General features: G+C 71.8%; 11 protein-coding genes, 1 tRNA gene and 1 pseudogene. 1 reads left to right on the top strand and 12 read right to left on the bottom strand.

The annotated features are described in order from the left end of the window. Nucleotides 1–19: 19 nt before the first annotated feature. Nucleotides 20–91, top strand: a tRNA-Cys gene (locus EV562_RS04985). A gap of 217 nt (nt 92–308) precedes the next feature. On the opposite strand, the gene EV562_RS04980 is transcribed toward EV562_RS04985, so the two are convergent. The 12 genes and pseudogenes from EV562_RS04980 to EV562_RS04925 all read right to left on the bottom strand — a co-directional run bounded on the left by EV562_RS04980 (nt 309) and on the right by EV562_RS04925 (nt 14,424). Continuing rightward, on the bottom strand, nt 309–635 hold the full coding sequence (locus EV562_RS04980; protein ID WP_133885443.1) for a hypothetical protein: 327 nt from the start codon (nt 633–635) through the stop codon (nt 309–311). Nucleotides 636–1,080: 445 nt separating this feature from the next. Then, nucleotides 1,081–1,682: pseudogene (locus EV562_RS04975) on the bottom strand (tyrosine-type recombinase/integrase); the annotation flags it as partial. 245 nt (nt 1,683–1,927) lie between these two features. Then, nucleotides 1,928–2,593: an SUKH-4 family immunity protein gene (locus EV562_RS04970; RefSeq protein ID WP_243859974.1), complete on the bottom strand. Its 666-nt coding sequence runs from the start codon at nt 2,591–2,593 to the stop codon at nt 1,928–1,930. 199 nt (nt 2,594–2,792) lie between these two features. Beyond that, a complete protein-coding gene (locus tag EV562_RS04965) occupies nt 2,793–5,114 on the bottom strand; it encodes a molybdopterin cofactor-binding domain-containing protein (RefSeq protein WP_133885442.1) in 2,322 nt (773 codons plus the stop codon). Continuing rightward, nucleotides 5,111–7,360, bottom strand: coding sequence for a 2Fe-2S iron-sulfur cluster-binding protein (locus EV562_RS04960; RefSeq protein WP_133885441.1), 2,250 nt, complete (start codon nt 7,358–7,360; stop codon nt 5,111–5,113). The genes EV562_RS04965 and EV562_RS04960 overlap by 4 nt, the downstream gene beginning before the upstream one ends. Continuing rightward, nucleotides 7,357–8,250, bottom strand: a complete 894-nt coding sequence (locus EV562_RS04955; RefSeq protein WP_133885440.1) for an FAD binding domain-containing protein — start codon at nt 8,248–8,250, stop codon at nt 7,357–7,359. The genes EV562_RS04960 and EV562_RS04955 overlap by 4 nt, the downstream gene beginning before the upstream one ends. Before the next feature lie 273 nt (nt 8,251–8,523). Next, a complete protein-coding gene (locus tag EV562_RS04950) occupies nt 8,524–10,155 on the bottom strand; it encodes a beta-N-acetylhexosaminidase (RefSeq protein ID WP_133885439.1) in 1,632 nt (543 codons plus the stop codon). A 1-nt stretch (nt 10,156) separates the two neighbouring features. Then, nucleotides 10,157–11,002 carry a carbohydrate ABC transporter permease gene (locus EV562_RS04945; protein ID WP_133885438.1) on the bottom strand — a complete coding sequence of 282 codons (846 nt, stop codon included), beginning with the start codon at nt 11,000–11,002 and terminating at the stop codon, nt 10,157–10,159. Next, on the bottom strand, nt 10,999–11,991 hold the full coding sequence (locus EV562_RS04940; protein WP_133885437.1) for a sugar ABC transporter permease: 993 nt from the start codon (nt 11,989–11,991) through the stop codon (nt 10,999–11,001). Before EV562_RS04940 ends, EV562_RS04945 begins: the two co-directional genes overlap by 4 nt. After that, nucleotides 11,988–13,286 carry an extracellular solute-binding protein gene (locus EV562_RS04935; RefSeq protein ID WP_133885436.1) on the bottom strand — a complete coding sequence of 433 codons (1,299 nt, stop codon included), beginning with the start codon at nt 13,284–13,286 and terminating at the stop codon, nt 11,988–11,990. Before EV562_RS04935 ends, EV562_RS04940 begins: the two co-directional genes overlap by 4 nt. Nucleotides 13,287–13,536: 250 nt before the next feature. After that, nucleotides 13,537–13,821, bottom strand: coding sequence for a DUF3039 domain-containing protein (locus EV562_RS04930; RefSeq protein WP_030402030.1), 285 nt, complete (start codon nt 13,819–13,821; stop codon nt 13,537–13,539). Between the two features lie 30 nt (nt 13,822–13,851). Further along, nucleotides 13,852–14,424, bottom strand: coding sequence for a YqgE/AlgH family protein (locus EV562_RS04925; RefSeq protein WP_166661593.1), 573 nt, complete (start codon nt 14,422–14,424; stop codon nt 13,852–13,854). Between the last annotated feature and the right edge of the window lie 74 nt (nt 14,425–14,498).

Genomic DNA, 14,498 nt, shown 5'->3' with positions numbered 1-14,498 from the left:
GTCACCGAGTCACAGACCCGGCCGTGTGCCCGAGTGGTTGAGGGGCTCGCCTGCAAAGCGAGTTACGCGGGTTCGATCCCCGCCACGGCCTCTACCTGCCTGAGCAGGCAAAATGGAAGGCTGCCCCTCGGGAGTACCGCCCTTTTGGTCGTCCGTCTCGGTTCTCGTCTCACTTGAGTCGCTCGGACCTGCCAAGCGGGTGCACGGCACCGCTACTACCCGATTTGCCTCCGCTGCGGGAGTTACCGAGAGCGGGAGGGTAGTTCACTGCACCCCCAACAACTGGGCAGCCACAGCGGGCCAGCCTGTTACGCCTGGAAGACTTCGTAGTCCAGGTGGTAATTCGCCTCGTCGGACTGGAAGTACGCTCGATGCCACCCTTGGCCGAGCTCATCTTTCCTGATTGCGTGGGACCCGAGATGGTCGTCTTCGTCCGGCGAGTCCAGTTCGATCAGCGAGACGATGCCTTGATCTTCGTCGGGGAAGAGCACGAACGTATCCGTGTCCCTGTCCCTTCCACCCTTCATATCGCCACTCCAGAACTCGTGGTCGTTCCACTTGAGGACACATTCGTCTGTGGTGCTGTCCTCGGTCTCGTAGCAGTGCAGTATTGCGAAGTGCACTTGCAGCGCCATGATTTCTCCGTCCCTTTCCTCATCCGCTCACAACTGCAGGCGAATGACGAGATATTGCCGCCTCAACCCACTGCCCACGAAGGAGGCAGACTCCGGTCGACGAAACCTGTTGAGTGGGCGACGAGATTCGAGGTCTGGGATTACTTCTACATCTCCGTCACTCACTGTCGAGTAGCACTGGGAGACATCGAGATCACCCACATACCCACGCTACGCCCCTCCTTGGGTTCGAGCAATTCCGATGCATGCCAAGTTCGTTGCCCCTTCAGGCGTTTCGAATTCAACCTCTCAGAACCTGCCATACGGCGACCTCTCGACGATCCCGCACCGGAAAAACATGGATCACCCTTTAAAGCAACCTGTCGATTATCGAGCCGATTCCACCGCCTTGACAGGGAAAAGGGGGCGGTACTCCCTTCCAGGTGCCGCCTTTTCTGTGTCCGCCTCATTTCGCCGGCACGAGGATGCCGACCGTACCGTCATCATCCGGTCGGTCCGCCTCAGCCTTCCGGATCAGACCGTCGACCTGCCTCGCGATGTCGGCCCGCACGGCGTCCACCATGTGCTGATAGCGGGCGGCCATGGCTGTGGTCGACCACCCCATGAGGCCCATAGCAGCCCGCTCGGGGACACCGAGGCTCAATAGGACCGTCGCAGCCGTGTGGCGCGCGTCGTGCAGTCGGCCGTCCAGCACCTTGGCCTCTACCAGAAGCGCCTTCCACTCGGATCAGTCCCGGCGGTGGGACGGCCTACGGTCGTGCTCGCCCGGGAAAATCAGGCCATTCTCAACCCACCGTTTCCCGGCCGCCTGTCGCTCCACTTCCCGCGCCTCGACATGATCCCGGAGTAGGTCAACCAGTTGTTCGGGGAGACCGACCGCACGGCGACCAGTGCGGACTTGGTGGACAACTCCGGCTTGTTCCGCCGCCTCTCCGGGCAATACCCGGCCGCCTTGCGTTCGTAGGACTCCGCGCACCCGTGTGCGCGCTGCGGCCGGTGGCGACTAGGGCGGACGGCAAGGAACCCACCCTCAAGGTCCAGGTCCTCCTTGCTTGACGATCGAGAGGGCGGCATTTTGCGACTGCCGTGGTCTGCCGACGAATGGAAGCGGGTGCACTTGTAGGTACCTACGAGACATCGACGCCCGTCTCAGTTTCCGTCTCATTCGTCTTCGTCCGTGGCCGTTCGGCCCGTTCAGCCAGCCCTGAAGCGTGCGGTGTCTGCACGGGGACGAACATCGACGTACGGCTCTCATCAACTCCTGACCGCGACTGACAGACAGGCAAAGCGAGTTACGCGGGTTCGATCCCCGCCACGGCCTCCATCCGCGCCGCGCGTCGCAGTGCCCAGAGGGTGAGGGCGAGGGCGGAGACGTCCGACGTCAGGGGGTGGAGGGTGCCCGCGGGTGCCCTCCACGTCAGGACGGCGCCCGTGATGCCGTCGACGGCCACGTGCGCGCCGTCCGCCAGCCGTCCCAGGCGTACGAGGTGGTCCGCGCCGGCCGGCGCCGGGAGTCCGGGGTGCTCGTCGCAGTACTCCGCCAGGGTCGGCAGCGGCAGGTCGTCCGGGTCGTGGCGGAAGGGGTGGGCGTCCTCGGGCAGGCCCGTGTCGCGCAGGAAGCGGCGGGTGGGCCCGTGGCGGAGGGACGCGGGGAAGTCGAGGTCCTCGAAGCGCGTCACCCGGTCGCGGCCGAACTCGCGGTCCAGGAACCGGGCCGGGAGGTCGTGGGAGGCGCCAGGTGCCGTGCGGTGGCTCACCGCCAGGAGCAGGCAGCTCATCAGGGTGGACGTGTTCCACAGGGACGGGCGCTCGCAGCCGCCCTGGGTCCGCCGGGCGGCGCCGCGCGTCCAGGACACGTCCTCCACCGACGTCGCGAGGCGGACGCGGGTCACCAGTGAGGGCCCCGGTGTCCGGGCGTCGTCCGTCGCCGCGCCGGGCACGGTCCTCGCGCCGCACATGGGTGCACCACCGCTGACCGCGTGCATCGTCTCCCCCGAGAAAGGTATGGCCGTCCGTGAGCCGACGGCTGCCGTTCGCACTCCTTCGGAGACTACGCGCCACCACTGACAACGCTCCTGCGCACGGACCCCGTTCGCCCGGTAGGACGCGCCCGGCCCCCCGTCCGTTGCCTCGCGCGCGGGCGGATCAGCGGGCGGATCAGTTGCCCGTGGCCACCGCGGCCTGGGGGCGGATCGGCAGCCGGTTCACCGGGCGTCCCGTGGCCGCGCGCACGGCGGAGGCGACGGCGGCCGGGGAGGCCACCACCGGTACCGCGCTGACCGCCTTGGCGCCGAAGGGCGCGACCACGTCCCGCTCCTCGACGAGCTTCACGATCCGGATGTCCGGGGCGTCCAGCGCGGTCGGCAGGGCGTAGCCGGTCAGGTCGGGGTGGCGGATCAGACCGCGCGGGGTGCGGAGGTTCTCGGTGAGCGCGATGCCGACGCCCTGGGTGACGCCCGCCTCGATACGGGCGGTCAGCTGCGCCGGGTTGAGGACGCGGCCCACGTCCTGGGCGACGGCCAGCTCCACGACCCGTACCGAGCCGATCTCGATGTCGACGTCGACCACCGCGCGGATCGCGCAGAAGGCCATGCCGACGAACGCGTCGCCCTGTCCGGCCTCGTCGAGCGGCTCGGTCGGGTGCGGACGGCACTGCGCGGTGGCCCACAGCTCCTTGCCGTCCAGCGCTTCGGCGACGGTCGTCGAGAGCACGCCGTCGTACGAGGTGATCTTGCCGTCGGCGATCTGGAGCAGTTCCGTGGACATGCCGAACTGGTGGGCCAGCGGCTGGAGGAGCTGGGTGCGGACCATCTTGGCCGCGCGTTCCACCGCGCCGCCCGACACCCAGGTGTGGCGGCCGCGGCAGCCGGCTCCGGCCGGGGGCTGGTCGGTGTCGACCGGCGCCACCTGCACCTCGTCGACGCCGAGGGTCTCCTGCACGATCTGCCGGGCCAGCGTGGTGAAGCCCTGGCCGGTCTCGACGGCGGCGCACAGCACCGTGGCGACGCCGCCCTGGACCTTCACGGTGGCCGTGGAGACCTCGTCGGCGCCCTCGGCGCCCAGCATGTGCACCATGCCGATGCCGTAGCCCACGCCCCGGCGCACCGCGCCCGGTTCGCCCGCGCCCTCGGGGCCGCCGGGCAGCAGCCACTCGTCCTCGGGGGTGTCCTTGGGCAGGGCGGGGAGCGGGAAGTCGCGGACCGCCTGGAGGAGTTCGGCGACCGGGGCCGGGCACGTGACCGTCTGGCCGGTGGGGAGCACGTCACCGGTGGCCAGGACGTTGCGCAGCCGCACCTCGGCCGGGTCGAGACCGAGTTTCCTGGCGACCTTGTCCATCTGCGCCTCGTACGCGGCGCACACCTGCATGGCACCCTCGCCGCGCACGTGGCCGGAGGGCGGGTTGTTGGTGCGCACCGCCCAGCCCTCGATGAAGGCGTTCGGGACGACGTACGGGCCGCAGGCGAAGGCCACCGCGGCGGCCAGGGCGTCGGAGGAGGTGTCCGCGTAGGCGCCCGCGTCGAGCAGGATCTGCGCCTCGACCTTCACGATCCGGCCCTCGGCGTCCGCGTGGTGGCGGTAGCGCAGGAGGGTGGGGTGGCGGTGGGTGTGCCCGAGGAAGGACTCCTCGCGCGTGGCGGTCAGTTTCACCGGGCAGCCGGTCTTCAGCGCGAGCAGGCCGAGCGGCAGCTGGAAGCCCTGGTCCTCGCGGTCGGCGGTGGCGCCCGGCACCCCGGTGACCACGATCTTCACCTGTTCCGGCGCGAGGCCGTAGCACGCGGCGGCGATGTCCCGGTCGCCGTGCGGGTCGGTGGAGGCCAGGTACAGCTCCACACCACCGTCGGGACGCGGTACGGCCAGACCCGCCTCGGCTCCTATGGGCGCCGGGTCCTGGCGGCCGATGCGGTACAGGCCCTCGACGACGACGTCCCCGGCCGCCTCAGGGTCGCCGTGGCGCAGCGGGATGTGCCGGATCAGGTTGCCGTCGGGGTGCAGCGGCTCGGCCTCGAAGGCCTGCTCCGGGTCGGTCACCGGGTCGAGCACCTCGTACTCGACGATGACGGCGGCGGCCGCCATCCGCGCGGTGTCCGGGTGGTCGGCGGCGACGGCGGCGAGGGGCTCGCCGTGGTGGCGCACGACCTCGGAGGCGAACACCGGGCGGTCGGCGCGGCCCCCGCGGCCGTGCAGCGGGGTGCCGGGCACGTCCTCGTGGGTGACGACCGCCCGTACGCCGGGCATCTCGCGCGCGTGGGTGGTGTCGATGGACACGATGCGCGCGTGCGGGTGCGGTGAGCGCAGTACGGCCGCCCACAGCAGGCCCTCGGCCCACAGGTCGGCGGCGTACGGGAAGGTGCCCTCGGTCTTGGCGCGGGCGTCGGCGGGCGGCAGGGACGCGCCGAGGCCGTGCGGGATCGGCTCGGGCGCGGCGGGTGCCGCCTCGACGGTCCCCTCGGCCTCCGCAGTCGCGGCGTCGTTGCTCACGCGTGGCCTCCGTCCTGGCCGTGGTTGCCGTGGTCGCCGTAGGGCGCCTGGTCGTGCGGTCCGGTCGCGTCCGGCGGTCCCGGTGGCGGCTGGGAGCCGAACGCCGCCGGGTTGACGCCGCCCGCGCCCGGGCCGGCCTGATGCGGGATGCGGGGTTCGTCGGAGTCCGCGCCCGCCTGGGCGTCCTCGGCGTGCGCCTCGCGTTCGGCGACGACCTCCTTGACGGCCTCCAGGACGCCCCGGTAGCCGGAACAGCGGCACAGGTTGCCGCACAGGGCCTGGCGGGCCTCCAGCTCGGTGGGGGCGGGGTTGCCCTCCAGGAGGTTGTGCACGGTCATCGCCATGCCGGGCACGCAGAAGCCGCACTGCACCGCGCCGCGCCGGGCGAGCGCCCGCTGCACGTCCGACGGCCTGCCGTCGGCGGCCAGGCCCTCGACGGTCCGCACCTCGCTGCCTGCGGCGGTCACGGAGGGGACCAGGCAGGAGGCGACGAGCCGTCCGTCGACCTGCACGTTGCAGGCGCCGCACTCGCCCTGCGAGCAGCCGTCCTTGGCGCCCGCGAGGCCGAGGCGCTCGCGCAGCACGTAGAGCAGCGACTCGCCGATCCAGGCGTCGGTGACGGGCCGGTCGGTGCCGTTGACGCGCAGCACGTAGGAGGCGAGGGGGTGTTCGTCCTGCGGGCCTGCCGGGGCGGACGGCTCCTCGGCGGCGGGGGCGGTCCCGGGGGTCTCCGGGTCCGCGTCGGGCCGGGCCTCGTCCTCGGGGCCGGTACGGGCGTCGACCGCGTCCGCGGGGGCGGCCGGGGCGTCCGGGTGCTGCCCGTCCGGGCGGTCCCGTCCGGAGTCCGGCGCGGCGCCGTGCTCCCGTTCGGGCTCGGACGCCTGCTCGGGCACCTGCTCGTGCGCGGAGTCCGCGGGCTCTGCGGACTCCCCGGGGTCCGCGTGGTCCACGGGGTCCCGGTCGGCGTCCTGCGCCGGACCCGTCACGGGGCCCTCGGCGGCCTGTGCGTGGGGCTCGGGCGCCGCGGGTCCCTCGGTGTGCGCCGGGCGCTCTGCGGGGCCTTCAGGGGCTTCCTCGGACCCGCCCGGCTCACCGTGTCCACCGGTGACGCCGGTCTCGGCCGCCCCGTCCGTCCCGTCGGCCGCCGGTGCGGCGGGGTCGGGCTCGGCGGGCGCCTCGACGGCGTCGGCCGGGACCTCGGCGGTCCGGTGGGCGTACGGATCGTCGGCCGGGTCGGACGCGTACGGATCGTCGGAGGCGTACGGATCGCCGGACGCGTCGGAGGCGTACGGGGCGTCGGACGCGTACGGGTCGTCGGCGGCATCGGACGCGTACGGGTCGTCGGCTGCGTCGACGTACGGAGCCCCGGCGGGGCCGGGACGGGGTGCCTCCTGCTCCCACGGCCGGTCTGCGGGCCGTTCCCCGGCGTCCGGTCGCGTCTGCGGCGCGCCCTCGTCCCAGGGCCGTCCGGCCGGCTGCGTCGCCCAGGGCGCGGACGCGCCGCCGGGGAGGGTGGCCGGCGCGCCGGTCCCCCACTGCTCGGCCAGGGACGACGTGGTGAACTCGCCCGACTCGTCCGGCAGGTCGCCGCCGGCCACGGGGATGGACCACTGCCCGGTCACGTCCTGGCCGGACGCGTGCCGCGCCTCCGCGGCCTCGGCCTGGGCGGCCTGCGCGGCCTGCGCGGCCTGCGCGGCCTGCGAGAAGTCCCACTGTCCGGTGGCTCCGGGCCGGTAGCCGTACGGGTCGCCCTGCCCATGGACGTCCTGCCCGTGCAGGCCGTGTCCGTGCACGCCCTGCCCGTGGACGTCCTGCCCGGCGTGCGTGTCGTAGGGCGCCGCCCCGCCGTACGGGTCGTGGTGGGCGGTGTAGTCGCCGTATCCCTGGTGGGCGGCGGGTTCCTGACCGGCGTCCGGGGCCTGCCACTGGGTGCCGTCCACGGGCGCGGACGGTGCCGACGGCATCGTCCAGGAGCCGGTGCCCGCCGGGTCGGTGTCCGCGGTGGGGGCGGAGGTGACCGTGATCTGGGGCGGCACGTAGCCGTGGCCGGGCGCGGCGAGCGGGCTGTCGGCGGAGGCGAGGAGCGCGTCCACGCCGCCCTCGGGGAGTTGCACGAAGGCGGTGGCGCCGTCGTCGTAGTCGCCCTGGGGCAGCGGGTCCCAGCGCCCGCCGCTCGGGGGCCTGCCCCCCGCGTGCCGGTCGTCGTGCCGTTCGCCGTACTCGTCGCCGTGCTGGTCGTCGGTCACGACAGCGCCCTCCCCAGTGCTCGTCGGGCCAGCGCGGCGACGGTGCGCCGCAGGTGCAGTACGGCGGGCGGCAGCGGCGGCACGGAGCCGTCCTCGGCCGGGTCCGCGTCGGGGATGCAGGCGGCGGCGACGTACTCGCCGAAGCCGTGCAGCGCCTCCGGGACGATGGCGCGGCCGTTGTCCCAGTCGATGAGCGAGGCCACCCACTGCTCGGCCTCCAGCGGCCGCAGCGGCATCGGCGCGATGGCGCCCACCGCGCACCGCACGCCGCGCCGGGCGGGGTCGAGGACCAGCGCGACGGAAGCCGTCGCGCGGCCGGGACCGGTGCGGCCGGTGGCCTTCAGGAAGACCTGCGGCGCGTGCAGCAGCGGCACGCGCACGTAGCCGATCAACTCGCCCGCGCGGAGCATCTCCATGCCCGCGAGCAGGTGCGAGACCGGCACCTCCCGGCGGGCTCCGTCCGGGCCCGCGATGATCAGGGTCGCCTCCAGGGCGGCCAGCACCGGCAGCGCGTCCCCGGTGGGGGCGGCCGAGGCGATGTTGCCGCCCAGGGTGCCCGCGTTGCGGATCTGCGGCGGCCCGGCGGCGCGCGCGGCGGCGGCGAGCGCCGGGATGAGCGCGGCGAAGTCGGGGCGGCCCATGCGGGCGTGGGTGAGGCCCGCGCCGAGCAGCGCGTGCCCGTCCTGGTACTGCCAGCCGCGGATCTCGCTGATCCGGCCGAGGCCCACCAGCGCGGCGGGCCTGAGCTGCCCGGAGTTGACGGCCGCCATGAGGTCGGTGCCGCCCGCGACCGGAACGGCCGCGGGCATCGCGGTGAGCGCCGCCACGGCCTCGTCCAGTGTCGTGGGCAGCGTGACGGCCTGCGCCGCCTGCGGTGCGTGCGTGGTCAAACCGACTGCCCCTTCCCGCTGTCCCACCTGGTCCCGCCCATGTGGCCGTACCGTACGGCCTGACAGGGCGGACGTGGCAACTCTGGCACATCTTTGCAGGGCCCGAACGCAGGGGTCCGCTAGGAGGCATTCGCCCGCCTCGTCGGGGAGATGGTCCGTTTTCGCACGGGATCTCCGACGATCGGAGCTACGCACGATGCGCGCGAGTTGCCACTCTTCGGTGACGTTTAGGGGCGTTTCCCTTCCGTGTCGCGTGACGTGTCCGGTGGTTCCCTACAGCTGCGGCGGCGGGCCGTCGATCGGCCGGCCGAGCACGCCGGGCCGCCGCTGCCAGGGCAGCGGGCCGGTGGGCGGCCGATAGGCGACGCCCAGGGCGTCGAGTCGCCGGTAGTGGGCGGCCATCCGCCGCTCGAAGGCGGCGTAGTCCCGGTCGGCCGGGGCGGGCAGGCTGCTCCAGGCGACCTCGGCGAAGGCGGCGAGCCTCGGGAAGAGCTGGTAGTCCACCCGGTCCTGGTTCTCCGTCACCTCGGTCCACAGGTTCGCCTGGGTGCCGATCACGTGTCCGCGCTCCTGCGGCGTCAGTTCCGCCGGAACCGGTTCGAACCGGTAGACGTCCTCCAGGGTGCGCACGTAGGCGATCGGTACGGGTTCGTCCTCGCCCCCGTCCTCCCGGAAGTTCAGGTACACCTGCTGTTCCGGGCACATCACGACGTCGTGCCCCGCGCGCGCGGCGGCGACCCCGCCGGCGTAACCGCGCCAGGAGGCCACGGCCGCGCCCTCGGCCAGTCCGCCCTCCAGGATCTCGTCCCAGCCGATGAGCCGGCGTCCGCGTGCGGTGAGCCAGGTGTCGAAGTGCTGGATGAACCAGGCCTGCAGTTCGTCCTCGTCGGTGAGGCCGAGTTCCTCGATGCGTGCCTGCGCGGTGGCCGAGGCCCGCCACTGGTCCTTGGGACATTCGTCACCGCCGATGTGGACGAACTCGGAGGGGAAGAGTTCCAGGACCTCCTCGAACACGCCCTCGTAGAAGCGCAGGGTGTGCTCGGTGGGCGCGAGGACGTTCGGGCAGACGCCCCAGGTGTCCCAGACGGACAGGGCGGTGGTGTCGATCACATCCGTGTTGCCGAGTTCCGGGTACGCGGCGATGGCGGCCTGCGAGTGTCCGGGTACGTCGATCTCCGGGACGACGGTGATGTGCCGTTCGGCGGCGTAGGCGACGATCTCCCGGATGTCGTCCTGGGTGTAGTGGCCGCCGTGCGGTTTGTCCTCCCACAGCGGTGAGGCGCGGTGGCCGTATTTCGTGCGCGACCGCCAGGAACCGGTCTCGGTGAGCTTCGGGTGGCGTTCGATCTCGATGCGCCAGCCCTGGTCGTCCGTCAGGTGGAAGTGCAGCACGTTGAGTTTGTGGGCGGCCATCAGGTCCAGGTAGCGCAGGACGCCGTCCTTCGGCATGAAGTGCCGGGCGACGTCCAGCATCAGGCCGCGCCAGCGGAACCGGGGCACGTCCTCGACGCGGACCAGCGGCAGCCGCCACCGGCGGCCGGGCAGCGGGGCCCGCCGGAAGGCGTCCGGGCCGAGCAGCTGGCGCAGCGTCTGGGCGCCCCAGAAGAGACCGGCCGGATCACCGCCGGTGAGGTCCACGCCCTCCGGTGCGACGACGAGGCGGTAGCCCTCGGCGGGCAGTTCCGGGTCGAGCGCCAGCCGGACGACGCCGCCGCCCCCGTCCGCCGCGGGCGCCAGCGGCAGCCCGGTGGCGGCGCCCAGCGTGGCGCGCAGCCAGCGCTCGGTGTGCCCGGTGCCCTCGCCGGCCACGAGGGCGGTGTCCGGGCCGAGGTCGAAGAAGGCTCCCTCCTGGGACGCCACGTGCTGTGGCTGGGGAAGAACGTCGTGGGGAAGAACGTCGCTCACGTCAGTCCTTTACCGCTCCGCCGAGGCCGGAGACGAGTCGTCGTTGTACGAGTACGAAGAAGACCAGCACCGGAATCGTCATCACCGTGGACGCGGCCATGACGCCGCCCCAGTCGGGATCGTCCGGCTTGTAGAAGACCAGCAGCGCCATCGGCAGCGTGGACTGGGAGGTGTCGCTGATGATGAACGACTTGGCGAACAGGAAGTCGTTCCAGGTCGAGATGAACGAGAAGACGCTGGTGGCGACCAGTCCCGGGAGGACGAGCGGGAAAAGGATCTGCCAGAGGAAGCGGCTGCGGCTCGCCCCGTCGATGTAGGCCGCCTCCTCCAGGGCCTCGGGCACCGCTTTCACGAAGCCCCGCAGCATCCATATGGCGAAGGGCAGCGAGAAGGCGATGTGGGGCAGGATCAGCGAGCCCAGCGTGTTCAGCTGGCCGAAGTCCCGCATGAGGAAGAACAGCGGGATCGTGAGCGCCTCCACGGGCACCATCTGGGCCACCAGGAACATGATCAGCAGGGTGGTGCGGAACCGGAACCGGAAGCGCGTCACCGCGGTCGCCGCGAGGAAGGCGATCAGCGCCGAGGCGATCACGACGCAGCCCGCCACGATCAGGCTGTTGAGGAAGTAGCGGCCGAACTCCTGCTGTTCGAAGACGCGCCGGAAGGAATCCAGCGACGGGGCCAGCGTCCAGGGCCGGGGGCGGTCCGACTCGATCTCCCCGGCCGGTTTGAAGGCGCTCAGCACCATCCAGTACAGCGGGAAGGCGACCACCACGGCGGTCAGCAGCGCGGCGGCCTCGGCCGCGAGCCGCCACGGACGGCGCACTCGCGCGCGCGGAAGATTCACAGCTCCTCCCCCTGGCGGCGCAGCAGCCGCAGGTAGACCAGCGTCACGGCGAGCAGGATCAGCAGCATGACCACGCCGATCGCGGAGCCGAGGCTGTACTGCGAGGACGCGAATGCCTTCTGGTAGGCGTAGACGTTGAGGACGAGGTTCTGGCCGGCGATGCCGCCTCCGTTGGTCATGACGTAGATCTGGGTGAAGACCTTGAAGTCCCAGATGACCGACTGGATGGTGACGACGACCAGGATCGGCCGGAGCATCGGCGCGAGCACCGAGCGCCAGATCCGCCACTGGGACGCCCCGTCGAGCGCGGCTGCCTCCAGGACCTCGGCCGGTACGGCCCGTATCCCGGCGTAGACGGTGACCATGACGAACGGGAAGGAGCACCAGACCACTTCGAGCAGCACCAGCAGGAAGGCGCTGTAGCGCCCGTACGTCCACGAGTGGTCGCCCAGGGCCAGCATCCGGTTGACGGGCCCGAAGTCCGGGTCGAACAGCAGCAGCCACACCGTGGACCCGGTGACCGCGGGGGTCGCCCACGCGCCGAGCCCCGCCAGCATCAGCGCCAGCCGCGGCACGGCCCGCACGCGGGTGAGCAGCACGGCGAGCGCGCATCCGACCGCGAGCGTCGACACGACACAGGCGGCGGCGAACACCACGGTGGCGAGCAGCACTCGCCAGAACTCACCGTCCCCGAACAGCTCGGCGTAGTTCCCGAACCCCTGGAAGGTCGTCGGCTCGCCACCACTGACCTGGGCCTGCGTGTACTCCAGGAAGGAGATCAGCCCGAGCTGGTAGACGGGGTAGACGAGCAGCCCGCCGAGGACGACGAGAGCGGGGGCGAGATAGATCCAGGGGGTGCGGGAAGCGCCCCTCAAGGGGCGCGGGGCGGTGCTGGACCTGCGGCTGCCGCCGCGCGGGCGCGACAAGCCACGACGAACCCGCACCCGCCCACGAACGGCACCTCCCGAGCTGACAGGCGAACCCGTCATCCGGCGGAGCCGAACGCGTCGTCCATCTTCTTCGCCGCGTCCCCGGCGGCTGCGGCCACGTCCTTCTTGCCGCTGACCACTTCCTGGAACATCGTCGGCAGTACCTGGGAGGAGTCGATCGTCGCCCACGCGGCGGACGCCGGGACGAACTCCGTGCCCGCGGCGAGCGTGTCGACGAACGGCTTCACGAACGGCTCCTTCGCCGCGACCTGCTGCCGTACGTCCGTGAAGGTCGGCAGGAAGCCCATCGCGTCGAACAGGTCGCCCTGCGCCTTCTTCGACGCGAGCCGCTTCATCAGGTCGACGGCGAGGGTGCGGTGCGAGGTGCTCTTCAGGACGCCGACGTTGTTGCCGCCCGCGAAGGCGGGGGCGATGGAACCGGACTTGGCGCCGGGCAGCGGGACGACCGCGTACTTGCCCTTCACCTGGCCGGCCTCCACGGCCTGGTGGCTGAAGTCGCCGCCGATGGCCATGGCCGCCTTGCCGGAGGCGAAGGCGGTGACGGTGTCGTTGCCGCCCATGCCGGCGCACTTGGCGGCCGGGCAGTTGTCGTCCCCGAACAGGGACGTGTACGCCTCGATGCCCTTGCGGGCGGCGGCGCTGTCGATGGCGGAGGCGTACGAGCCGCCCTTGCCGCTGGCGAGTTCACCGCCGTTGGCCCAGATGAACGGCATCGCGCCGTAGGTGTAGGCGCCGCCGACCGCTATGCCGTACAGGCCGGGCTTCGCGGCGTGCGCCTTCTTGGCGGTGGAGGCCAGTTCCGCCAGCGACTCGGGGGGTTCGAGACCGAGTTCGTCGAAGACGTCGGTGCGGTAGTAGAGGGCGCGGACGCCGACGAAGTAGGGGGCGCCGTAGACCTTGCCGTCCACGGTGACCGACTGGCGGGCGGTGGGGTCGGTGTCCGCCGCCTCGTCCCAGGCGTCGAAGTCACCGGTCACGTCGGCGAGTCCGCCGTCCTTGACGTAGCCGGCGGTGTCGGTGTTGCCGTACTCGATGACGTCGGGGGCGCTCTTCGGGTCGTTGAAGGCGGCCTTGATGCGCTGGGCGCGGGTCTCGACCGGGATGTACTCCACGGTGACCTCGGTGTCCTCGTGCGCCTTCTCGAAGCCGGCGAGGACCGCGTCGACGACCTTCTCCTTCGGTTTGTTGTTGACCTCCTGGAACAGCCAGACGCGCAGCGTTCCGCTCTTCTCGTCCTTGCCGGAGGAGGAGTTGTCGGACGTCTGGGGCGCGCAGGCGGTCGCGGCGACGACGGCCGCGGCCAGCAGTACGGCCAGGCGGGGGGCGAGCTTCATGGAGTTTTTCCTCCGGGCGTGCGTTGCAACATATGCAATGACGGTTTCGCTCTGCACAACACCCAGGAGAGTAGGGAGTACAGGAACACGTCCACAAGAGGTCTGAACCAGTTCGTGACCGGTTCGCGCACCCGCCCGGGACGCACGAAGGCCCCCGGAGTGTGCGCGGGCACACTCCGGGGGCCTTCGGGACGTTCCGAAAGGGCCGTACGGGCAGCGGCGTCGGTCGTCGGCGCCCGCCGCCCGGCGTCTACTTCTTGTCGCCGCCCTTGCCCTCGTCCCCGCCGCCGCTCATGGACTCGTAGATCTCCTTGCACATGGGGCAGACGGGATACTTCTTCGGGTCACGGCCCGGCACCCAGACCTTGCCGCACAGCGCCACGACGGGCGTGCCGTCGAGGGCGCTCGCCATGATCTTGTCCTTCTGGACGTAATGCGCGAAGCGCTCGTGATCGCCGTCGCCGTGGGACGTCTGCGGCGTCGGCTCGACGAGGGTTCCCGTACCTGTCCCGCGCTCGGGCTCGAGAGTGCTCATAACCGCCAAGGGTACTGAAGCTCACACGCTTCAGTTGAGCGACGGGTCGTCCGGGTAGGTCGCCACCATCGCCAGGTCGCCCCGCTGACGGCGCAGCACCTCGCGCCAGAGTCTCTCGGGGAACGGCGAGGACACGTCGCCCGGCTCGGACTCGACCACGTACCAGGCGCCCTCGGTCAGCTCGTCCTCCAGCTGGCCCGGTCCCCAGCCCGCGTACCCGGCGAAGATCCGCAGGGCGCCCAGGGCGGACGCCAGCAGCTCCGGGGGCGCCTCCAGGTCCACCAGGCCGATCGCGCCGTGCACCCGCCGCCAGCCCAGCGGCGCCCGCTCCCCGGACGCCCCGCCGGGGACGACGGCGACGCCGAGGGCCGAGTCCAGCGAGACCGGGCCGCCCTGGAAGACGACACCGGGCTCGCCGGCCAGGTCCGCCCAGTCCTCCAGGATGTCGCCCACGTCGACCGGCGTGGGCCGGTTGAGGACGACACCGAGGGAGCCCTCCTCGTCGTGGTCGAGGAGGAGCACCACCGCACGCTCGAAGTTCGGGTCCGCCAGGGCGGGTGTGGCCACGAGCAGCCGCCCCGTGAGCGAGGACACCTCGGTCATGCCAGACATGATCCCGCATGTTCCCCTCCCGTGGGGAGGCAATCGGAGGCACGGGGGTGAACACGCACCCGCGC

It is taken from the genome of Streptomyces sp. BK208 (assembly GCF_004364245.1).
Classification (GTDB): domain Bacteria; phylum Actinomycetota; class Actinomycetes; order Streptomycetales; family Streptomycetaceae; genus Streptomyces.
The sequence above is the reverse complement of the archived record's forward strand: the minus strand, read 5'-3'. Positions and strand labels throughout refer to the sequence as shown.